Raw genomic sequence first — 20,432 nt, 5'->3', positions numbered from 1 at the left:
AAGTTTTTGATCCTTCAAAAGTTTCCTAGTAATTTAGAGCGTCTTTTTAGGTTTGCTGACACATAAACACCAGCTTGCAACACTATTTATATAATACGATTTTTATATATGGGTTCAATCCATTGAACCTATCCTAATAAAACGATTTAAATGAGTTTAAAAGACTATTGGATTGGTGATCAATTACGCGTGATATCGAAAGACCTCATTGGACGATTTGTAGGGGAAGATGCTTCGGGAAAAGCACGTTTAAATTATAACAATGAAATTATTTTGGTTAGCGCAGATGACTTAGAATTGTATGTGGAACCTGAACCCGTCATTGAACTGGTAAATTTAGAGTCTGAGCCAGTGAAAGGATTTCAGCCATTGCAGAAACAAAAGGCAATCAGCCATGTTATTGATTTACATTACAATGTACTTGCTCCGGAACGGTTTCAGGGTACGCCACATGAAAACATTCTCGAATTCCAAATTCAAAAGTGTAAAGAATTTATTGAATTTAGTTTGCAAAGAAGAGTTGGTTATATTCAAATTATCCATGGAAAAGGTCAGGGAATACTAAAAGCCGAAGTTGAAAAATTGCTCAGAAGTTTTGATCAAGTCAGATTCTCTCATAATACTCCGGATGGTGGCGGACTGGAAGTTTTTTTAAAATAAGTTATTCGTGTATGTACAAGCATGTGAATTATTCCGTCTGTTTTTTATCTGTATTGGTTTTATTATCCTGTAAACAAAAAACACAGATCAGTCAACCAACGATCGGATATGAGCGCTTGTTATGCGATCAAAACTTAAAATATGTTATAAGCCAGGAGGAGGATATTTTTGAGTTAAATTATAAATATGCCGAGTTAGATATAAATTATTTTAATGAAACAGAGGTATTTAAACGGCTTGGAACGGATAGCATGACTACCGCCATCAGCTGCCGTCCACTTACTGAAGCTGAGACCAACTATTTCATTAAAAATCAGGTGCATCCTCGACTCTTTCCATTTGCTGTAGGAGCAGTCGCGCTCTTAATAAATAGAAATGCTAAAGATACTATCATTCAGTATGAAACGTTTGAATCCATTTGCAAAGGACTTTCAGTTAAAAATGCTCCGTTCCATTCGATTGTTATCGAAGATATCGGTTCTGGAATCGCCCATTACTTGTTGCAAAAATTTAATTTGGACAGTTTTGGCAAAAACGTCTATACTTTAAAGGATAAAGATGCACTCTTTACCTATTTGACCCAGGATCCAGGAATTATTGCAATCGTGGATTGGTCAGAATTCAGTGATTCAGATGACCGAAAACAACAGCAGCGTCTTCAGGGTTTGAAACGTTTAGCTATCAGTAGGCCAAAAGATTCAATCCAAATGGGTTATTTACTACCAGACCAATATCTTTTTCAGGATCAAAAATACCCTTTGACCCGCACGCTTTATTTTATCAGTGTTTCAGGTAAATCTGACCTTGGTATTGGTTTTGCCTCTTTTGTCACCGGTGAAATTGGTCAAAAAGTTCTATTAAAGGCAGGTTTATTGCCTTTATATCAGACAGATCGTTGGATTGAACTAAAATCGAGTCCTTTTAAAGTAGTCGAATAATTTTCTTAATCAAAATTTAACTAAGCCAATCGAACGATTGGAGCTGAATTAACGTCAAACCAAATGAAAGGGAAATGTATCTCTTGAAATTAGAAAAAACTGAAACAATGAAAAATCTTATTTTTGCGCTCATTTTTGATAAAATCAGCTTGAACATGAGAAAGAGTCTGTCTCTTGCAATTGCCTTTATTTGCATTTTTATGGCTGGAAAGGCCCAAAATCTGCAAGAAGGGATCAAACAATTGGAAAACGAGAATTTTACAGCCGCCTTAGCGACTTTCAATAAACTTGCCGTTTCGGATGCAAAAAACCCGATTTACTATTACTATATCGGGGAAGTCTATTACAATCTTGATAAAAAATCAGAAGCCCGGAAAGCATATGATAAAGGTTTAAGCATCAGTTCAAAATGCGATCAATGCCATATAGGCCTTGGAAGGTTGGATATCGATGAAAACAAAGCAGAAGCGGCTAAAAAACATTTTGAAACTGCATTAAAAGGGAATTCAAAAAACCACCAAATTCAGGCTTTAGTTGGTGCGGCTTACTTGTATAATACAAAACCCAATGCTGAAACTGCCCTTAAGTATTTAAGTTTAGCCAGAGATTTGAATCCAAAACAATCCAAATACTGGATTTATTTGGGGGATGCCTATCAGGCAAAAGGAGATCTGGGTAATTCCATGACATCTTATGAAACAGCAATAGAAAAAGATGTAAATGATCCAGAAATCTATGTAAAAATGGCCAGAATTTGGGCTTCGGGACAACAAGTTGACCTTGCAACCCAAAGACTTGAAAATGCAATTAAAATCAAAGCGGATTATGCATTGGCTTATAAAGATCTTTATGAATTGTATATCAGAACCCGCAAATTTGAAAAAGTAGTCCCAATCCTTGAAAAGTATGTGGCTTTATCCGGTTCTGACATCGATGCAAAAGTTCGCTTGGTAAAATTCTTATGTTATACTGCAAAAGATTACAATCGTGCCATTGAAGAAGGTACTAAAATTATTGAAAGCAATCCGGAACAATATACCATTCACCGTTGGTTAGCCTGGTCTTATTTTGAAGTGAATGATGCTAAAAACTCATTAAATCAAAGTTATTTACTTTTTAATGGCATTAGTAAAGATACTTTAGAGCGTAAATCCTATCCTTCCGATTATGAATTTGCAGCTAAAGCCGCTGCTAAATTAAATTTAATGGATACTGCGGCTATGTTTTACAATAAAGTAATTGAATTACAACCTGAACGCAAACTTGAAATTACTGGTTTATTGGCTAAAGCATTTTACGATGCTAAGAAATTTGAAAAAGCTGAATTCTGGTACCTTGAAAAATCAATGCAAGCACCCTTGACTGTTAGTGAATTGGTCTATCTTGGTCTAACACAAAAAAATCAAAATAAACTTTTAAAAGCAGATAGTACCTATGCCACTGTACTTACCCTGAGTCCTAAATATGATTTTGGTTGGTTGACACGCGCACAAATCAATGATTTAATTGATACCTCAACTACGAAGAAATTATATTTAGCAAAACCATACTATGAAAAATACATTGAACTTGCTTCAGTGGATCCTGTAAAAAACAAAACCAAATTGATTTATGCGTATACCTATCTGGCTGTATACAATGTACAAATCTCAGAATACGAGATGGCTAAAAATTATTACAATCTGGTATTAAGTTTAGATCCAAAAGATGAAAAGGCAAACAACGATTTGAAAATATTGAGTGGGATAAAGAAATAGAGGATGGAGGAAGAAGAAAGGCTAGAGGCCAGAGGCTAGAGGCTAGAGGCTAGAGGCAGAAGATGAAAATTAGTTGATAGTTGGTAGTTGAGAGTTGAGAGTTGATAGTTGTTGTGTGTTTCCTATAGACTCCTTCACTTAATCGCTGTTTGGAACAATTCTGCGCCATTGAGAACGCCATTTAACTGATCACCAATTTGTACAGGACCAACACCTGCAGGGGTGCCGGAAAAGATAAGATCACCCAAGCTGAGTGTAAAGTATTGAGACAAGAAATGTATAATTTTTTGAATTGAAAAAATCATATCCCGGCTGTTACCAGTTTGAATTGTTTGATCATTTTTAATTAAACTGAACTCCAAATTTTCAAGATTTAAATTTTCTAGTGAAATCCATTTACCGATGACTGCGGAATGATCAAAGGCTTTTGCTATTTCCCATGGCAAGCCTTTTTCCTTACATTTTTGTTGCAGATCTCTTGCTGTAAAATCAATTCCGACTGTAACTTCAGTAATATAATTTAGTGCAAGATTTTCTGGAATGCTGCGCCCCTTTTTTCCGATTTTATAAACCAATTCAATTTCATGATGCAAGTCTTTTGTGAAATTCGGATAATAAAAAGCTTTATTGTTTTGCAATAATGCGGTTACCGGTTTCATAAATACGACCGGTTCTGTTGGTACTGGATTATTAAGTTCTTTGGCGTGATCGGAATAATTTCTGCCTATGCAAAATATTTTCATGATTTAGACATTCGCTTATTAATGAAAATTATAAACTGTGATTTAGAAATCGTGCTTCTAACAATTAAAAAAAATCACATTAATTACTTAAACCGGTTAACATTTTTACTTCACGAACCGTTTCTGCAGCACGAGCTCGAATTCTACCGACTGATTGTTTTAATGAATCTTTAATTGCTTTACGATCTTCCAGAAGTTCTTTTTTTCGCTCTTGCAATGGCAATACCATTTTTATTACCGAATCCGCTACAGCTTCTTTTAATTCACTGTAGGGTAACTGTTGTTGCTCATACCGATTCAGAAGTTCGCTATAATCTGGAGATTTACTTGCTTTTAACAGGCTGAATAAATTGCTAATTCCCAGGCTCATTTCACCGGCTTTGGTTTCACCTGTATCGGTAACTGCTGAACGAATTTGTTTGCGAATCATTTCTTCTGATCCGAAGACATCAATATAATGTTTTTCTCCAGCGCTGGCACTCATTTTACGGTTAGGATCCGCTGTAGAAAGCACTTTTGATACTTCTGTATATAGAGGTTCTGGTAATCTGAAATAGTTTTTACCACAAACTGAATTAAATCGGTCAGCTATATTTCGGGTCAATTCCAGGTGTTGATCCTGATCTTTTCCAACCGGTACATAATCTGCGCGATAGATGAGAATGTCTGCAGCTTGCAAAACCGGATAGGTAAATAATCCAGCAGAAATAAATTCATCCTTTGCTTTTTCCTTAACCTGTGATGATTTGTCTTTAAATTGGGTCATGCGGCTGAGTTCGCCATAACTGCAACTACAACCCAGGATCCAGGCTAATTCTGCATGTTCTGGAATCATAGATTGAATAAATAAATTCTCGGGTAAAATTCCACAAGCCAATAAATTGGTTGCAAGATCCCAAACGTTTTCTTTTAGCTTAATTGGGTTGTAGGGCATTGTAATTGCATGGTAGTCAACAATGCAATAAATGCAATCATACGCTTGTTGCAAACGAACCCAATTTTCAATTGCTCCAAAATACCTTCCTAAATGGAGTTTTCCGGTTGGTTGAATACCACTCAGTATAATTTTTTTTGAATCAGTCATGGGAATTAAAGATTATTGATATGCAATACAAGAAATTTCAACATTGACCAACCTTGGAAGATTGGCTACTTCAACTAATTCACGAGCAGGAGGATCCGCTTTAGGGAAATACGTAGCATACACGGCATTGATTGCATTAAACTGTTTAATGTCTTTTACAAAAACACTGCATTTAACAACATGACTAAAATCCATATCAGCTGCTTTTAATATAGCCTGAATATTATCCAGTACACGATGTGTTTCTTCTTCAATAGTCCTCAATTGGAGTTCCCCGGATTCGGGGTCCAATGCGATCTGACCTGAAATATAAAGTGTTTGACCGACCTGGATGGCCTGACTGTAAGGACCGATTGGCTGTGGTGCGTTTTCTGTTAAAATTACTTTTTTCATAGTATGCGAATGATTGTAAAACACAAAAAGCTCCTCATCAATCAATGGGAGCTTTTTAGATTTATTTTTTAAAGGGATTAGGCTTCTGCTGATTCTTTGGCTGCTCCCTGAATTACCACATTGCCTTTATAATATAATGCGCCGTCATACCAATGTGCGTGGTGCATAATATGAGTAGCTCCCGTTGTTTTGCAGGTAGTCAATTGTGGAGTTTCCGCTTTATAATGCGTTCTTCTCTTTCTTTTTCTTTGTTTGGAATGTCTCCATTTAGGATTTGGCATAATCCGCTTTTTTTAATCAATTAGTATTTAAATTTTTAAGACTTTCCCAAACTGAATTATCAGAGTGGAGGCCTTCTTCATGTTGAATTCTATCAAGAACATCGTTGTTGCAAGGAGGATTTTCCATATTTTCACAATCCACCGCTTGAATCAATGGTAAAGACAGAATCAAATAGTCATAAACGATAGGCGCCATGTTTAATTCATGATCTTCCGGATGAAGAAAAATCAATTCCGGATCTTCAGATTCTTCGGTTCCATTTTTCACATAAATCGTAAACGATTTATCAATTGGAATTTCAATATCTGCAAGACAGCGATCACAATTTGAAGCATAACTCCCAGTAAAATGTATCAAAATAACTGAAACATCGTCCCGGTTATCCAATTGCATTTTTACGTTAAATTGACCATCCGTGATGATACTTCCTTCAAATTGTTTTAAAAACTCAGAACCTACTGACCAATTAAATTGGTGAGTTCCGCTTTGAAGGCTTCTCAAGGGGATAATATATTCTCTTAACGCACCCATAAAAGAACGTTTTCAAAAATGGAATGCAAATTTACACAGATTCCACAGATTATTAGGGTATTAACTAATTTTTTTGAAGCTCCAAGCCAGACTAAACAGGTGATTTTTTGCATAATTTAAAAAATTGTAGTTATATATATTTTTATATAATGTGTAAATATTTATTTTAAAGATACTTATACTAAACTAATCTATAAAAGTCGTATTTGCCTTTTGCCTATTTAGCCATCCTTATTGTGTACACAGATTGAATATGCATTTTATTTATTTGGTATTTAATGGTAGTCTGATCTTTTAGTTTGATTTAATAAATTTATAAACATGTTGTCGGCCTTCTAATTCTATAGCAAGCCAATAGACCCCAGCTTGAAACGAACCAAGTTGTAATTGATGTCCTTGCCAAGTAACTGGCATTTTTATTCCTAATTGATTATAAATATTAACTTTATACATATTTAAATTATTAATATTTGTAATGCTGAGCAGATCTCCTGCCGGATTTGGTACTAAGTTCAAGGGTATTGGAATGTTTTCTATGACCCTAACCGGCTGACAATTTAAACGATTGATTCGCAACCACATTTGATTGCAAAGCACAATGGGGACATCGTCATTGCCCAATCCACCAGCTTCACCCATACGCAATACTATAAGATTTTGACTGGGAACCACACACAAGATTTGCCCATTTTTTCCAATTGCGGCAAACATATCGTTGGGTGCTTCCGGACAATAGGCCCCTGGAAAAACCAATTGCAATCCCGGCAACATAAACGAAGCTTGACCATTTAGCCACCAGAGGTATCCATAAGATTTATTAATTGATTGAGATGGATGCACCATATCTTCAAAATATAAAGGATCATTCAATAAATCGTTTGAATTCCAATTTCCCTTATTCAAAATAAGCAATCCAAATCGTGCCATGCTTCGGGCATTGCTGAGGTATACATTATCGTATCCGGAAGTAATCCACAATCCGTTCATTCCCGTTTTTGATTTTAATTTAGACTGGATGTATAGATTTTCATTCATACCCGTCGCTTGTTCCAATACATCCCGAATGAGGGTGTAGGGTGCATTGTGATAGGCCCATCGTTTTCCAGGATCGGTTTTATAGCTAAGACATTCCGGTTTTGTGCAGTGGTTGTCTGAAACTCCATCATCCAATCCACTGGTCATCGTTAACAGGTTGTGGATTGTTATCTTTTGTTCTTGATCAGGATTACAAGAGGTCCAATTTGTACCTAAATATTTTGAAACGGTATCTGATATATTTAATTTTGATTCGGATTGAGCGATCCCTGTTAAAAAAGCAGTCAATGTTTTGCCTGCGGATGCCCAATACCAAAGGGAATCTTTGTTAAACTGATCAAAGTATTTTTCAAGTACTATTTTGCCATCTTTAAGAATTATAAATGCTTTAGATTCTTCCGCATCCAAATAATTATATAATGCATTGATACTATCTGTGCACCATCCAAGTGACTCCGGGCGAATGGTTTCCCATTGATCTCCGCTTAATGGTGGAAAATAAAGACTTTGAGCATGGGATTGAGTCAAAGAACAAAACATGCAGGATACTATTGATACCAATAAAAATTTCATCTTAGATACTTTTAATTTTGACTCGAATGGTTTCAAAAAGTAAAAATAAAAACTATATTTGAGGATTGAATTTAATTAACCTAAAACTCTTATTATGAAAGCAAAATTCTATTATTTACTCCTTATTGGATTTGTACTTGTTTTTGGCTCTTGTAGCAAATCACGTGATTTGACGTGTCCAAGTTTTAAAGAAAAAAGAAATTTTGATATCAGTTTTGATTTTCTTAAAACACACAAATCACATGCTAAACATAAACCAAGCACCCGCAACGTTGCAAAAAACAATTCTGTTCAGGGATTTTACAATGAACCAATTGCAGTTGAAGGTATTGACAAAATAGCTCCTTCTATTTCAGGGCTTACTGCTTCTACATCCAATGAAATTATACTGCCTGAATTTTCTCATTCGATCACCAAAGCAAAATCAGTTGGAACCGCTTCTAATGAAAATGCTCAAGTGCATCAAAAACTAAGTTTAAAGGAAAAAGCGAAACTTTATGTTGCTAAAAAAGTTATCGAAAAGCAGCTAAAAAAATTAGACCAACAACAAGCCCAGCTAAGCAATGCTGATTTGGATGATCATCCAGCAGGTGGAGGAAAAAGTCAATTGATTGCTTTATTATTATGCATTTTTGTAGGTGGCTTAGGGATTCACCGTTTTTATTTGGGATATACCACCATTGGTATCATTCAATTATTAACAGCAGGTGGATGCGGCATCTGGGCATTAATCGATTTAATTCGTATTATAACCGGTGATCTTAAACCTAAAAATGGAGATTATACTGAAACGCTTTAATATTAAATTTTGATTAAAAAGCCGTACGTTTTTAGTACGATTAAATTGGCAGGCTTTAGCATATTGATCATTTCATTGATGCTGTTGCCTGCCGATTTTTTTGATACGGGTACGCCCATCTGTCTTTTTACCCGGCTATCAGGTTATTCTTGTTATGGATGCGGCATGACCCGCGCGATAATGCATCTCCTGCATTTTAATTTTTCAACTGCCTGGAATTACAACAAACTCTCTTTTATTGTATTCCCACTTCTAGTGTTCGTTTTTGGTAAATGGTTTTGGAAGGAGTTGAGACAATTACGAATTACGAATGGTCATTTACGAATTAAGGATTAAGAATTAAAAATTAAGAATTAAGGATTAGTATAACGGACTAACAGTTCGAGTGCGGAAACTCTTTACGAATGGATTTTATTTAATTACAATTTGAAGTTCCAGGAATTTGGAGAAGCTAGCTTAAAACGAAATAAACTATCTACATTTTTTAAAAAATGATTGCGGGTTTTCTTTTGGAATTTCTTTGCGAATTTTAAAATTATATTTTTGAACGGAAATTTTGAAATAGATCCTTTGAATCCAGACAGCTGTCTTTCCAGAATCTACTTTTACCATTTTGAGAGTAAATTGCAATAAATAAAAAAGCCTTCCAGTAAACTGAAAGGCTTTTATAAATTTTTTATTTAAGACCTAGAAATGGTACCAAAGGCCGAAACCTAAAGAGCTCATATCAAGACTTAAACCGAAAGCATTTACAGCATCACCACCATCTGGTTTTTGAGAAGAATATCCCAATCCACCAAAATAAGCATTGATAGACCATTTGTCAGCTAACATATAAGATACACCTGGGCTAATTCCAATGTCTAACTGAGTCCATTTAGTTTCAGTACCACTGTCATCAGTTTTGTAAGAATTAAAACCAATGCCTGGAGCCAAATATACATATACATTATCTCCAAAATGCCAGCCATAGCGGAATTCAGCACCAATACCAAAGCCGGTATCTTTGATGTCATCCGTTTTGTTATCATGGCTGCTGAAATTGATTCCAACGACAATTGCGCTGTTATCATTCAACCAATATCCTAAAGATGGGCCTAAATTGAACTGGCTCACTTCATGATTTCCATTATAACCAGCATCATTGCTGTTAAATCCTAAATCAAGACCTAGAAACATTTTGCCCTGAGCCTGAGCACCTGTGCTCATAAGACCTAAAAACAGAACGAACAGTAAAAGTTGTTTTTTCATACTTGCGTAAGTTTTTCGTGAATAAAAAGAGTTTAAACCCTGCAAGTTTAGCCTATTCAATTTTAATAACAAAACTTTTATTAAACTTTTTTATGGATGTTTTAAGCTGAATGTCAGGCAGTATGCTTCTAAAAGCACAAATTTTTATCTAAAATATTGATAATTATTAAGTTAATTATTTGAAAAAGCTAAAAATAAATACCCGCCTATTTCAACAAAATTTAACATTCAGTCGAAAATAAGGTCTCTGAACTTTTTTAATAACTTGTTTTTAGTCGGGATTCTTGTTCAAACCGTTCGAGAGCCAGACCAATCAGTCGATCCAATAATTCAGGATATGGAATGCCACTGTATTCCCACATTTTCGGATACATGCTAATTTTGGTAAAGCCCGGCATTGTATTTATTTCATTGACTAACAATCGATTATCAGGCGTAAGGAATAAATCTACCCTACCCAATCCTTCACAACACAACACTTTAAAGCTCTTCACAGCCAATTCCTGGACTCGTTTTATTGTCTCCTGATCCAAATTTGCAGGAATTTCAGTCCGGGCTCCCTGGGAATCCAGGTATTTGGCATCATAAGAATAAAAGTCCTTTTGTGCGATGACTTCTCCGGGAATTGAAGCCATTGGGTTTTGATTACCCAAAACAGCGCATTCAATTTCGCGTGCTTTTATAAATTCTTCTACAATTACTTTGTTATCAAACTGAAAAGCCAGCTCAAGCGCTGCCTGATACTCGGTTTCTGAATTTGCTTTAGAAATTCCAACGGATGAGCCTAGGTTTGCAGGTTTAATAAACAGGGGTGTGCCCAGTTGTGATTGAATCGTATTAAAATCCGGTGCGTTTTCAATTCCAATAATAGATACATATTTACCGATTGGTATGTTTGCATCCCGGAGCAACCTTTTCATCACATCCTTATCCATCCCCACTGCTGAACCCAATACACCGGGACCTACAAATGGGATGTTTGCGAGTTTTAATAATCCTTGGACAGTTCCATCCTCTCCAAAAGGACCATGTAAAATAGGAAATACGACATCCAGTTTCATTTCATTAGCACCCAATCCAGAAACTACCCCACCACTTTGTGGATGAAGAGCTATCTCCATTAATTCGGGCTGATTCAAATTTGGCAATACCGCTTGCTGATTTAATAACCACATCGCATCTTGATGACTGACCCATTTGCCACTTTTATCTATAGCCATTAAAACCGCCTCGTACTTATTCTTGTCTAAGGCTTGGTAAATATTTTTTGCCGATTGCACGGATATTTCATGTTCAGCTGATTTACCACCAAACAGGATCCCAACACGAATTTTATTTGAGCTCATAAAGACTGAATTTCATGGTAAAGATAAAACATATTAAATTTATTCATAATACATTAACTTGTTTCAAACAAAATTGTTAATTTATCACTTGACATGAAAAGATTGCCTTACTTTGAATGAATATCTTTGTATTTTAACTATGACCCAATTATACATAATTGCAGGCCCTAATGGGGGAAGGAAAACAACTGCCTCTTTTTCAATATTACCAGGTATTCTTGGAGTAAATGAATTTGTGAATGCAGATGAAATAGCTCGAGGACTTTCACCTTTTAATCCAAACTCTGTTTCCATAAAAGCAGGTAAATTGATGCTAAACCGAATTGATGAATTGTTGTCCAATAGGCTTGATTTTGCATTTGAAACCACTTTAGCTTCAAAGTCATTTATAAACACAATTTCCAAAGCTCAAAAGCTACAATATTATGTAACTTTAGTGTTCTTCTATTTAGATTCTCCTGAATTGGCAATTCAACGAGTAAATAATCGAATCTTGGAGGGTGGTCATGCAATTCCAGAGTTTGTAATTGCAAGGCGCTATTACTAAGGTCTTGATAATTTTTTTAATTTATATCTTAAAATCGTTGATAGATGGTTACTATTTGACAATTCTAATATTACGCTTAACTTTGTTGGAGAAGGTTTAATTAATAATCAACCTCAAGTTTATAATTCTCTTGTCTGGAATAAATTAAATTCACAATGGAACAAAAATTAAAATACTCAGAATTAGGAAATAAAATTTATGAAGGATTAAAAATAGCCTTATTAAAACTAAAAGAAGATAAAAAAAGGAATCACGGAATCTTAGTTGTTTCTGAAAATGGTAAAATCGTTCTACTCAAGCCTTAGTTGTGTCTAAAGAACCAAGCCCATTCAAATTCTCTGAACTTCCTGCTTTTTTAAAAAGCAAGTTGTTGCTACACACTATAATCCGCTTATTCCTGGTTTTAATCATCTTATGGATACTTCAGGCATTTTTTCTAAATCTTTATACCAATCACGGACAAAAACTCAGCTTACAAAAATATGTCGGCGTTACCCTGGCAAATGCAAAAAAACATGCTGAACCCAGAGGTTATGAAATCGTTGTGTCTGATTCTTTGTACGTCAAAGGAAAACCGGGTGGAATAATTATTTCACAAATTCCAGTTCCTGGTTCACAGGTAAAGCGTGGACGTAAAATTTATGTAACACTTACTAAATTTCATGCTGAATCTTTTCAATCTGATCTCTTACCGGTACTTTATGGTAAAAAATATGAATTCAAAAGAACTGAATTGTTTAATCTGTTTGAGTTATACTCAAAAATTAAAGCAGTCAAATTTGACCCGGGACCTGAAAATCATATATTAGAAGTTTATTATCGCGATCAATTGCTGCTTAATGGGAATGAACGAAGATCCGATATCACCATATCAAAAGGAGATACCCTTCAGTTTGTTATATCTACCAAAGCAGGTGGCGAAGTACCTATTCCAGATTTAATGTGTCAAACACTGGCAGCCGCAAAATTTTTATTGAGTTCGTCTAAATTAGAATTAGGATCCATCCTTGAAGAAGGGGAAATTACTGATCCGGAAACCGCTTATATTATAAAACAAATTCCGGAAGCACAGGAAGGACAAACCATTGAATTGGGCAGTTCGTTTAAAATAACCATTGTACAACTTAAACCAGAACATTGTAATTAATTAACTATGGAAGATATCACCGTACAAGAACTCAGGAAAAAATTAGAAGAAAAAGAAAATTTTATTTTAATTGATGTTCGGGAAGTCTATGAACACAATGAATTTAATATTGGGGGAGAATTAGCTCCTCTGCGAAGTGAATTGGGACAAAAGATTGAATCCATGGCAGATCAAAAAAATAATGAGATCATTTTATATTGTCGTAGTGGTAACCGAAGCGGAATTGCAAAACAACTATTCGAACAAGCAGGATTTACAAAAGTTCGCAATTTATTAGGTGGAATGTTGGCCTGGAGGGAAGCATTTCCTTCGTAATGGGAAGGAGAAGAAGGCTTGAGGCTAGAGGGCTAGAGGCTAGAGGCTAGAGGCTAGAGGCTAGAGGCTAGAGGCTAGAGGCTAGAGGCTAGAGGCTAGAGGCTAGAGGCTAGAGGCTAGAGGCTAGAGGCTAGAGGCTAGAGGCTAGAGGCTAAAGGCTAAAGGCTAGAGGCTAGAGGCTAGAGGAATGGACTAAAAATTAAATTACAACTAGTACTTAAATATATTCTCGCTAAGACGCAGAGACGCAACGTTTTACCATCTATCACATTTACCATTAACAATTGATAATTTACAATTACATCTTTACTACAAACACCAATGAATCCTCCTAATTCAAATCAGGAAACTGGTATGCTGGGCGAACAAATTGCTAAAGACTATTTGATTTCACTTCATTATAAAATCTTGGAGCAAAATTACAGATACAGTAAATCGGAAATTGATTTAATTGCGAAAGATGATGATGTATTGGTTTTTATTGAAGTTAAAACGAGAAGCTATGATTATTTTGGTCCACCAGAATCCTTTGTAAGTGAATACAAAGAAGTATTAATTCATGAAGCAGGATCGTATTACATGGAAACCATCAATCACGACTGGGAATTTCGATTTGACATAATCGCTATTATATTAAATAAAGATGGCAGTTATCAATTAGAGCATCACAAAGATGCATTTTAAGTTTTTTATTTTGGCGTTGTAAACCAAGATGCATACATCTGATAATTTTTTGCTGTCCGCTCAATATTAAATTGAAACGTTTCATGATCCAATGCTTTAATTTTTTTTGCGGGGATGCCTCCATAAATAAAACCCGATTCCAATCTGGAATTTTCTAATACAACAGCACCTGCAGCAATTAAGACATGTTCTTCTATGATTGCATGATCCAACACGATAGCTCCCATTCCTATTAAGACATTGGAATGAATCGTACAGCCATGTACGATCGCTCTATGACCTATGGAAACACGATCTCCAATATACGTACCAGCCTTTTGATAGGTACAATGAATAACTACAGCATCCTGAATATTTACTTCATTTCCAATTCGAATTTCATTGACATCTCCACGAATTATAGCTTGAAACCAAACACTGCAATCATCACCCATTTGTACATCCCCAACAATGGTTGCATTTTCAGCAATGAAACATTGCTTTCCAAATGTAGGACTTTTATCCAATACCGGTAAGATGAGAGGCATGAGGTTAATTACGAATTACAAATTACGGATTACAAATTACGGATTACAAATTACGAAGTCAATTACGAATTACGGAATACGAATTACGGATTAAGGATTGGATTTGAAAATAAAATTTATTAAATAAAATTCCATTTCACAATTCGTAATTTGTAATTCGCAATTCGTAATTATTCTATCTATCGCCATCCAGAATATTGCCAAGAGAACCCAGGATGCTGCCCTCCTCTTTACGATTCATCCCACCATATTGCATGATTCGTGCGGCCAATCGACTTATAGGTAAACTTTGAATCCAAACTTTGCCAGGACCCCGTAACACTGCATAGAATAAGCCCTCACCACCAAAAACCATGTTTTTAACCCCGCGTATAAATTCGATATCAAAATCGATTCTGGATGTATAGGCAACAACGCAACCCGTGTCGATTCGAAGTGTTTCGCCAACTCCAAGTTCCATTTCTTTTACAAAACCTCCTGCATGCACAAAGGCCATTCCATCTCCTTCAAGTTTTTGCATTATAAAACCTTCTCCTCCAAAAATTCCTGTGCCAAGCTTACGCTGGAGTTCTATACCTACTGAAACCCCCATGGCGGCACATAAAAATGCATCTTTTTGGGCAATTACTTTTCCATCCAACTCCATCAAATTCAAAGGGATGATTTTTCCAGCATAAGGAGAAGCAAAACTCACGCGCGCTTTACCACCTCCTTGATTGGTGTAAGTGGTCATAAACAAAGATTCCCCAGTAAGCAGGCGCTTTCCTGCGGAAAAGAGTTTACCCATAAAACCACCTGTTTGATTGGTGCCATCGCCAAAGATCGTTGCCATTTGAATCCCATCCTCCATCATTAGGAATGAACCCGCTTCAGCTATGGCCGTTTCACCCGGATCGAGTTCGACTTCCACATATTGCATTTCTTCACCAAATATCTTGTAATCTATTTCATGACTTTGTGACATAATGAGTTGATTTAAGGGCAAATGTATAGAAACTTTGGCTTAACCCTCCTCGAAATACGCAGATTTTCTCATCAAAATACGCAAAGAACCAACAAGAAGACTAAGTCTTTGTAAATCTGTGAATTACTGATTTTTTAACATCAAATTCTTAGTAAAATAGTCATTTAAACTTAAGTTAAAATCCTATTATAAAGAGTCTTATCCATTAACAATTTATATATATTGGAAAAGAAATTATAATAACTAACCCTGAATTGCAAATATTTTTAGGAGCCGCAAACTAGTGAATAAAAGCGTCTTAGCTTTACGAAGCTTTTGCCATGGATACGATATACTCCTATCTGTGGAGCCAAGGGGTACCAGTGAACGGGGTACCCCTTTTTTATTGCAATTTAATATCATGGACAATCCATTGAAAAAATTTTGGCCCTATTCTTATGCTAATTTGAGTGAACTTAATTTTAAAGTATCTTGTGATAATTTATTTGTTGGTGAAATAAGTTCCATTTAGCTTTTAAGTAAATGTTCAAAAAGCGGATTCTATTTATCTAAAATTATAATGTTTATTAAAAGATCAAGCCTGTAATTTTAAGAAGACGATTTTATGTTTGTTAAAATATTCCAATTAATGAAATCATATTTATTTTTTGCTTTACTCAGCATCCCAATTTTGATGTCATTGTCTTCAACGGCTCAGCATATTTCTGCCGGAGGTCGGCATACATTGGCTATTTGCGAAGATAGTACCGCACAAACATGGGGTTACAATGGATATGGTCAATTAGGCAATGGCAATATTACCGAACAATACAGTGGAGTGAAAGTGATTGGACTTTCAGAAGTTGTTTTTGTAGCAGGAGGTCTCTTTCATTCTATTTTCATTAAAAAAGACGGCACAGCCTGGACTTGTGGAAGAAATAAACTTGGACCCTTAGGAGATGGTACCAGCACCGATCGCCACATACCGGTACAAGTGAGTAAGTTATCCGATGTAATTCAAGCTTCAGGAGGTGGAGAACATTCCTTGTTTTTAAAAAGAGACCATACTGTATGGGCTTGCGGAGCAAATGCAGCTGGACAATTGGGTGATGGATCTACATTAAACAAAATGGAACCGGTTGCTGTAAATGGATTAACTGATGTAATTCAAGTTGCAGCAGGTGCTGAATTCTCCTTATTTTTAAAAATGGATGGCAGCGTGTGGGCTTGCGGTCATAATGGTTTTGGTCAGTTTGGAAATGGCACAAATGGTTCCAGCAAAATACCGGTTCAAATAATAGGTCTTACTGATATTATTTCAATAACTGCCGGAGAATGGCATTCTCTTTTTGTAAAAAAAGATGGTACTGTATATTCCAGTGGAAGAAATCAATATGGTCAATTAGGAAATGGAACACAAACTGATAATTGGCTTGCTTCACCCATTCCTGATTTGGATAATATTGTACAAGCTGAAGCAGGTGGCATTCATTCTGTATTTGTAAATGCTGATGGCTATGTTTTTGCTTGTGGATTAAACAGTGGAGGAAATAACGACGGACAATTAGGAGATGGAACATCAATTGATCGAAATAAACCGGTGCCGGTAATTTCATCGTGGGGACAGCTTAAAATTATTCATGCAGAAGCCTGTAGAGAACATTCTCTTTTTTTAACTGATAACGGACAAGTATGGGCCAGTGGCAGAAACAATTATGGTCAGCTTGGTTCCGGAACTAGCACCACTACAAATTTTTCAACTCCCATTCATTCCAACTCCATCTGCTCTTCAATTTCCGTAAGCTTTGATCAGCTAAAAGAGAATTTAAATAGCATGCTACTCTACCCAAATCCAATGATTAGCTCGGGAACTTTGAAATTAGTCTTCAAAGTTGATGAAGCCACTATTTATATATACAATTCATATGGCACTTTATGCAAACAATTGAATTTAAACAATGAAAATGAAATAAAATTGAATCTAGCCGATCTTCAACCAGGAATCTATATCCTTGTATTAAAAGAAAATCACGATATCATTTACAGATATAAAATAGTATTAAATCGCTAATACCAATCAAATTTAAAAATATTCATTATAAAGATTTCATTTGAGCATCAATTTTAAATAAAAATTTAAGCAGATCTTTTTTGCTTAATCTATTTTTTTATAAAAATTTAAACAAACACTCATAAATACGTTATTTTTACCATCAAATATTAAATTTTGAAAACAAATTTTAGCACCTTACTTATTCTGATTCTTTCAATAATGATCAAGGATAAAACTTTCAGTCAAGGTTGCAGTGATGCCGGATTTTGTTCGGTGTCTGGCATAAAACCTGGAACATTTGATACCCTTACTGGCGATAAAAACAATTTGACAATTGGTGGAAGCCTGGCAAAAGCAGACCATGATATTTCAATTATTGGAAATTACTTAGAATACAGTCGGCGCATTACCGGTAAATTTTCAGTACACAGTAAAATCACCAGCATTCGCCAGGATGGAAACGACATATCAAATTTTAATCTATCGGATATTTATTTTACTTCAAATTTCTTACTAAATAACTATACTAAACTAATTGCAGGTATTAAAATCCCTCTTTCAAACGCAAATAAAATAAAGGATGATTATTCATTGCCGATGGACTATCAATCCAGCTTAGGTACTTTTGATTTAATTCTGGGATTAAATTTCCAAGTTAAAAAATTTCAATTAGCAGCAGGCTACGAACAAGCTTTAACCAACAACAAGAACGAATTTTTAGCAGAAAACCACCCTACCTGGAATGTATTAAACGATTTTCAATCTACGAATCAATACAGGCGCAAAGGTGATGTATTGTTGAGGGTGGCCTACCCATATTCGCCTTTAAATAAATTTAAAATTACACCTGCCGTTTTAGCAATATATCACATCGCAAATGATGAATACAACAATGCATTTAACAACACTTTAGAAATAGAAGGATCAAAAGGTCTGACTTTGAATGGCAATTTATTTGTTGACTATGAACTATGTCCAAAACATAATGTTCAACTGAGCGCCGGCGTCCCATTTGTAGTGAGAGACAATCGGCCAGATGGTTTGACACGCAAATTTGTCTTAAATCTGGAATATGGCTTTAAATTTTAAAATCAATTTTATACTTATTTTTTTGAATACTAAATGAGAAAAAATGAATACTGATTTTAAAACCGTGGATGAATACATTGCTTCCTTGCCCAAAAGCACACAAGAAATACTTAAAAAAATACGGAAGACAGTTAAAACGAAGGCAAGCGGAGCTACAGAGGGCATCAGTTATGGTATGCCGGCTTATAAATTGAATGGAAAACCTTTGGTTTACTTTGGAGGATATAAAAATCATATTGGCTTTTATGCGACTCCCAGCGGCCATTCATCATTTGAAAAAGAACTATCACTTTATAAACAAGGAAAAGGATCTGTACAATTTCCATTAAGCCAGGCCATACCTTATGATCTGATTGCCCGCATAGTTGCCTTCAGAGTTAATGAAAATAATACAAAAAAAGAGTCAATGGCAAAAACGATAAAGCAGTCAAAAACTGATGATGTCAACGACTATTTGGATAAATTGGAGCATCCATTGAAAGGGGTCCTGTTGGAATTGCGACACCATATATTAACGAGATTTCCTGAAATCAGCGAACACATAAAATGGAATTCTTTAAGTTTCTATTTTAATGGAGAAATGCGCGCTTTTAATCCCAAAGAATACAAACGCGATCTGCTGGTTGTAAATTTAAATAAACAAGAATATGTCCTGTTAGTGTTTCCTACAGGCAACAACATATCACATAAAAGCCAATTACTGGAAGGCGACTATGCAGATGGAAGAAAAATGGTTAAAATTTATTCAACAGAAGGTTTAACAAACCATAAAGACGAGTTATTTAAAATCATTGGGTCCTGGATCATGCAAATAGACAAATAATATTTTCATTCTCGTGATAAAGTTAATCCATATCCTTTTTTTTTTTACAATCCTGATCAGTTGTAAAAAGCAAAATGTAAGTTCAACACAAGCTGTTGAACCAAAATTGGAAAATCAACAGATTTTTAAATTGTATTCTGAACAAGTTAAAGATACATTTACAATATTTGTTGGTCTGCCTGAAGGTATCGGTTCTTTACCAGACACTCCGTATCCAGTGGTATACTTACTTGATGCAAACTTCTATTTTAGCATGGTTTATGAAATGCTCAAAAAATACAATGATGTCGGCTTGATAAAACCATTGATATTAATTGGAATTGGTTATAATAATTTGCATACTATGGATTCACTCAGGTGCAGAGATTATACCTATCCACAAGCATTGACAGATTATGAAATGTCAACAAGTGGTGGTGCCAAAATATTTTTGGAATTCATTAAAAAAGAATTGAATCCAAAAATTGAAAAGGAATATTCTGTAGATACTTTCAAAAGAATATTGATGGGTCATTCCCTGGGTGGTTATTTTACAATTTTTGCACTACTCCATGATCTCTCACAAAATGACGTATTTTTTAACGGTTATATAGCCGCCAGTCCTTCCTGCCATTATAATAACAATTACATTTTAGAAACTTATAAACACAATCACTTTATACCAAACAAACGGACCCAACTATTTGTGACATTTGGCGGCTTGGAAGATCAGGAAGATCATGAAATAATTAGATCAGATACTGTTATAAAAACGCTTGATGAACTATTAAGATATAAAATCAAATACCATTCAACACTTTTTTCAAATTTAGGACATATGGAAACCGCTATGCCCAGTTTTCACAAGGGTTTACAAAGCCTATTGGAAGTTGAATAAAATTTAGTATCTTAGTAACAATATTGGTTTTTAAT

23 protein-coding genes and 1 pseudogene are annotated in these 20,432 nt (G+C 35.2%); 14 read left to right on the top strand and 10 right to left on the bottom strand.

Annotated features, from left to right (window positions below):
- The first annotated feature begins 150 nt into the window (after window positions 1–150).
- The 3 genes from IPK91_14520 to IPK91_14510 all read left to right on the top strand — a co-directional run bounded on the left by IPK91_14520 (window position 151) and on the right by IPK91_14510 (window position 3,355).
- Window positions 151–660, top strand: a complete 510-nt coding sequence (locus tag IPK91_14520; GenBank protein ID MBK8298461.1) for a Smr/MutS family protein — start codon at window positions 151–153, stop codon at window positions 658–660.
- An 11-nt stretch (window positions 661–671) separates the two neighbouring features.
- Window positions 672–1,598 carry a substrate-binding domain-containing protein gene (locus tag IPK91_14515; protein MBK8298460.1) on the top strand — a complete coding sequence of 309 codons (927 nt, stop codon included), beginning with the start codon at window positions 672–674 and terminating at the stop codon, window positions 1,596–1,598.
- A gap of 107 nt (window positions 1,599–1,705) precedes the next feature.
- Window positions 1,706–3,355 carry a tetratricopeptide repeat protein gene (locus IPK91_14510; GenBank protein MBK8298459.1) on the top strand — a complete coding sequence of 550 codons (1,650 nt, stop codon included), beginning with the start codon at window positions 1,706–1,708 and terminating at the stop codon, window positions 3,353–3,355.
- Window positions 3,356–3,489: 134 nt separating this feature from the next.
- Here IPK91_14510 and IPK91_14505 read toward each other — a convergent pair whose 3' ends face one another.
- From IPK91_14505 to IPK91_14480, 6 genes are all read right to left on the bottom strand, one after another.
- Window positions 3,490–4,098 (bottom strand): fumarylacetoacetate hydrolase family protein, encoded by a 609-nt coding sequence (locus IPK91_14505; GenBank protein MBK8298458.1) that lies wholly within the window; start codon window positions 4,096–4,098, stop codon window positions 3,490–3,492.
- A gap of 79 nt (window positions 4,099–4,177) precedes the next feature.
- A complete protein-coding gene (trpS, locus tag IPK91_14500; GenBank protein MBK8298457.1) occupies window positions 4,178–5,182 on the bottom strand; it encodes a tryptophan--tRNA ligase in 1,005 nt (334 codons plus the stop codon).
- 12 nt (window positions 5,183–5,194) lie between these two features.
- The gene (locus tag IPK91_14495) at window positions 5,195–5,575 is read right to left on the bottom strand and encodes a RidA family protein (GenBank protein ID MBK8298456.1); all 381 of its coding nucleotides are present in this window, start codon (window positions 5,573–5,575) and stop codon (window positions 5,195–5,197) included.
- A 77-nt stretch (window positions 5,576–5,652) separates the two neighbouring features.
- The gene (rpmF, locus tag IPK91_14490) at window positions 5,653–5,856 is read right to left on the bottom strand and encodes a 50S ribosomal protein L32 (GenBank protein MBK8298455.1); all 204 of its coding nucleotides are present in this window, start codon (window positions 5,854–5,856) and stop codon (window positions 5,653–5,655) included.
- A gap of 16 nt (window positions 5,857–5,872) precedes the next feature.
- Complete coding sequence (locus IPK91_14485; GenBank protein ID MBK8298454.1) at window positions 5,873–6,388, bottom strand: DUF177 domain-containing protein; 516 nt, start codon at window positions 6,386–6,388, stop codon at window positions 5,873–5,875.
- Window positions 6,389–6,682: 294 nt separating this feature from the next.
- On the bottom strand, window positions 6,683–7,963 hold the full coding sequence (locus IPK91_14480) for a serine hydrolase (GenBank protein MBK8298453.1): 1,281 nt from the start codon (window positions 7,961–7,963) through the stop codon (window positions 6,683–6,685).
- A gap of 127 nt (window positions 7,964–8,090) precedes the next feature.
- Between IPK91_14480 and IPK91_14475 the strand changes: the two genes are divergently transcribed.
- On the top strand, window positions 8,091–8,795 hold the full coding sequence (locus IPK91_14475) for a TM2 domain-containing protein (GenBank protein ID MBK8298452.1): 705 nt from the start codon (window positions 8,091–8,093) through the stop codon (window positions 8,793–8,795).
- Window positions 8,796–8,804: 9 nt separating this feature from the next.
- Entirely contained in the window at window positions 8,805–9,131 is a 327-nt protein-coding gene (locus IPK91_14470) for a DUF2752 domain-containing protein (GenBank protein ID MBK8298451.1), read from the top strand.
- Between the two features lie 351 nt (window positions 9,132–9,482).
- Here the strand turns inward: IPK91_14470 and IPK91_14465 are convergent, their stop codons facing one another.
- Window positions 9,483–10,046 (bottom strand): porin family protein, encoded by a 564-nt coding sequence (locus IPK91_14465; GenBank protein MBK8298450.1) that lies wholly within the window; start codon window positions 10,044–10,046, stop codon window positions 9,483–9,485.
- 257 nt (window positions 10,047–10,303) lie between these two features.
- The gene (ddlA, locus tag IPK91_14460) at window positions 10,304–11,392 is read right to left on the bottom strand and encodes a D-alanine--D-alanine ligase (GenBank protein MBK8298449.1); all 1,089 of its coding nucleotides are present in this window, start codon (window positions 11,390–11,392) and stop codon (window positions 10,304–10,306) included.
- A 139-nt stretch (window positions 11,393–11,531) separates the two neighbouring features.
- Between ddlA and IPK91_14455 the strand changes: the two are divergent.
- The 5 genes and pseudogenes from IPK91_14455 to IPK91_14435 all read left to right on the top strand — a co-directional run bounded on the left by IPK91_14455 (window position 11,532) and on the right by IPK91_14435 (window position 14,085).
- Window positions 11,532–12,110 (top strand): annotated as a pseudogene (locus IPK91_14455) (zeta toxin family protein).
- The gene (locus IPK91_14450; protein MBK8298448.1) at window positions 12,095–12,244 is read left to right on the top strand and encodes a hypothetical protein; all 150 of its coding nucleotides are present in this window, start codon (window positions 12,095–12,097) and stop codon (window positions 12,242–12,244) included. The pseudogene IPK91_14455 and the gene IPK91_14450 overlap by 16 nt, the downstream one beginning before the upstream one ends.
- A 65-nt stretch (window positions 12,245–12,309) precedes the next feature.
- Window positions 12,310–13,086, top strand: coding sequence for a PASTA domain-containing protein (locus IPK91_14445; GenBank protein MBK8298447.1), 777 nt, complete (start codon window positions 12,310–12,312; stop codon window positions 13,084–13,086).
- Window positions 13,087–13,092: 6 nt separating this feature from the next.
- Window positions 13,093–13,401 (top strand): rhodanese-like domain-containing protein, encoded by a 309-nt coding sequence (locus IPK91_14440; protein MBK8298446.1) that lies wholly within the window; start codon window positions 13,093–13,095, stop codon window positions 13,399–13,401.
- 354 nt (window positions 13,402–13,755) lie between these two features.
- Window positions 13,756–14,085: a YraN family protein gene (locus IPK91_14435; GenBank protein ID MBK8298445.1), complete on the top strand. Its 330-nt coding sequence runs from the start codon at window positions 13,756–13,758 to the stop codon at window positions 14,083–14,085.
- 5 nt (window positions 14,086–14,090) lie between these two features.
- Here the strand turns inward: IPK91_14435 and IPK91_14430 are convergent, their stop codons facing one another.
- Both IPK91_14430 and IPK91_14425 read right to left on the bottom strand, forming a co-directional pair.
- A complete protein-coding gene (locus tag IPK91_14430) occupies window positions 14,091–14,612 on the bottom strand; it encodes a gamma carbonic anhydrase family protein (protein MBK8298444.1) in 522 nt (173 codons plus the stop codon).
- Window positions 14,613–14,787: 175 nt separating this feature from the next.
- Window positions 14,788–15,576: a TIGR00266 family protein gene (locus tag IPK91_14425; protein ID MBK8298443.1), complete on the bottom strand. Its 789-nt coding sequence runs from the start codon at window positions 15,574–15,576 to the stop codon at window positions 14,788–14,790.
- A 628-nt stretch (window positions 15,577–16,204) separates the two neighbouring features.
- On the opposite strand from IPK91_14425, the gene IPK91_14420 reads away from it, so the two are divergent.
- The 4 genes from IPK91_14420 (at window position 16,205) to IPK91_14405 (ending at window position 20,397) form a co-directional block, all read left to right on the top strand.
- Window positions 16,205–17,626, top strand: coding sequence for a T9SS type A sorting domain-containing protein (locus tag IPK91_14420; protein MBK8298442.1), 1,422 nt, complete (start codon window positions 16,205–16,207; stop codon window positions 17,624–17,626).
- Window positions 17,627–17,782: 156 nt separating this feature from the next.
- The gene (locus IPK91_14415) at window positions 17,783–18,697 is read left to right on the top strand and encodes a hypothetical protein (GenBank protein ID MBK8298441.1); all 915 of its coding nucleotides are present in this window, start codon (window positions 17,783–17,785) and stop codon (window positions 18,695–18,697) included.
- 43 nt (window positions 18,698–18,740) lie between these two features.
- Window positions 18,741–19,520, top strand: a complete 780-nt coding sequence (locus tag IPK91_14410) for a DUF1801 domain-containing protein (GenBank protein ID MBK8298440.1) — start codon at window positions 18,741–18,743, stop codon at window positions 19,518–19,520.
- A gap of 13 nt (window positions 19,521–19,533) precedes the next feature.
- A complete protein-coding gene (locus IPK91_14405; GenBank protein ID MBK8298439.1) occupies window positions 19,534–20,397 on the top strand; it encodes an alpha/beta hydrolase in 864 nt (287 codons plus the stop codon).
- Window positions 20,398–20,432: the final 35 nt, after the last annotated feature.

This window comes from Saprospiraceae bacterium, from assembly GCA_016712145.1.
Taxonomy (GTDB): Bacteria; Bacteroidota; Bacteroidia; order Chitinophagales; family Saprospiraceae; genus Vicinibacter.
This window is presented reverse-complemented; position numbering and strand designations above follow the sequence as displayed.

What these genes read in the sequence shown, in the direction of transcription:
- IPK91_14520 (MBK8298461.1), top strand. Translation starts at nt 151, where the DNA reads ATGAGTTTAAAAGACTATTGGATTGGTGATCAATTACGCGTGATATCG.
- IPK91_14515 (MBK8298460.1), top strand. Translation starts at nt 672, where the DNA reads ATGTACAAGCATGTGAATTATTCCGTCTGTTTTTTATCTGTATTGGTT.
- IPK91_14510 (MBK8298459.1), top strand. Translation starts at nt 1,706, where the DNA reads ATGAAAAATCTTATTTTTGCGCTCATTTTTGATAAAATCAGCTTGAAC.
- IPK91_14505 (MBK8298458.1), bottom strand. Translation starts at nt 4,098, where the DNA reads ATGAAAATATTTTGCATAGGCAGAAATTATTCCGATCACGCCAAAGAA.
- trpS (MBK8298457.1), bottom strand. Translation starts at nt 5,182, where the DNA reads ATGACTGATTCAAAAAAAATTATACTGAGTGGTATTCAACCAACCGGA.
- IPK91_14495 (MBK8298456.1), bottom strand. Translation starts at nt 5,575, where the DNA reads ATGAAAAAAGTAATTTTAACAGAAAACGCACCACAGCCAATCGGTCCT.
- rpmF (MBK8298455.1), bottom strand. Translation starts at nt 5,856, where the DNA reads ATGCCAAATCCTAAATGGAGACATTCCAAACAAAGAAAAAGAAAGAGA.
- IPK91_14485 (MBK8298454.1), bottom strand. Translation starts at nt 6,388, where the DNA reads ATGGGTGCGTTAAGAGAATATATTATCCCCTTGAGAAGCCTTCAAAGC.
- IPK91_14480 (MBK8298453.1), bottom strand. Translation starts at nt 7,963, where the DNA reads ATGTTTTGTTCTTTGACTCAATCCCATGCTCAAAGTCTTTATTTTCCA.
- IPK91_14475 (MBK8298452.1), top strand. Translation starts at nt 8,091, where the DNA reads ATGAAAGCAAAATTCTATTATTTACTCCTTATTGGATTTGTACTTGTT.
- IPK91_14465 (MBK8298450.1), bottom strand. Translation starts at nt 10,046, where the DNA reads ATGAAAAAACAACTTTTACTGTTCGTTCTGTTTTTAGGTCTTATGAGC.
- ddlA (MBK8298449.1), bottom strand. Translation starts at nt 11,392, where the DNA reads ATGAGCTCAAATAAAATTCGTGTTGGGATCCTGTTTGGTGGTAAATCA.
- IPK91_14450 (MBK8298448.1), top strand. Translation starts at nt 12,095, where the DNA reads ATGGAACAAAAATTAAAATACTCAGAATTAGGAAATAAAATTTATGAA.
- IPK91_14440 (MBK8298446.1), top strand. Translation starts at nt 13,093, where the DNA reads ATGGAAGATATCACCGTACAAGAACTCAGGAAAAAATTAGAAGAAAAA.
- IPK91_14435 (MBK8298445.1), top strand. Translation starts at nt 13,756, where the DNA reads ATGCTGGGCGAACAAATTGCTAAAGACTATTTGATTTCACTTCATTAT.
- IPK91_14430 (MBK8298444.1), bottom strand. Translation starts at nt 14,612, where the DNA reads ATGCCTCTCATCTTACCGGTATTGGATAAAAGTCCTACATTTGGAAAG.
- IPK91_14425 (MBK8298443.1), bottom strand. Translation starts at nt 15,576, where the DNA reads ATGTCACAAAGTCATGAAATAGATTACAAGATATTTGGTGAAGAAATG.
- IPK91_14420 (MBK8298442.1), top strand. Translation starts at nt 16,205, where the DNA reads ATGAAATCATATTTATTTTTTGCTTTACTCAGCATCCCAATTTTGATG.
- IPK91_14410 (MBK8298440.1), top strand. Translation starts at nt 18,741, where the DNA reads ATGAATACTGATTTTAAAACCGTGGATGAATACATTGCTTCCTTGCCC.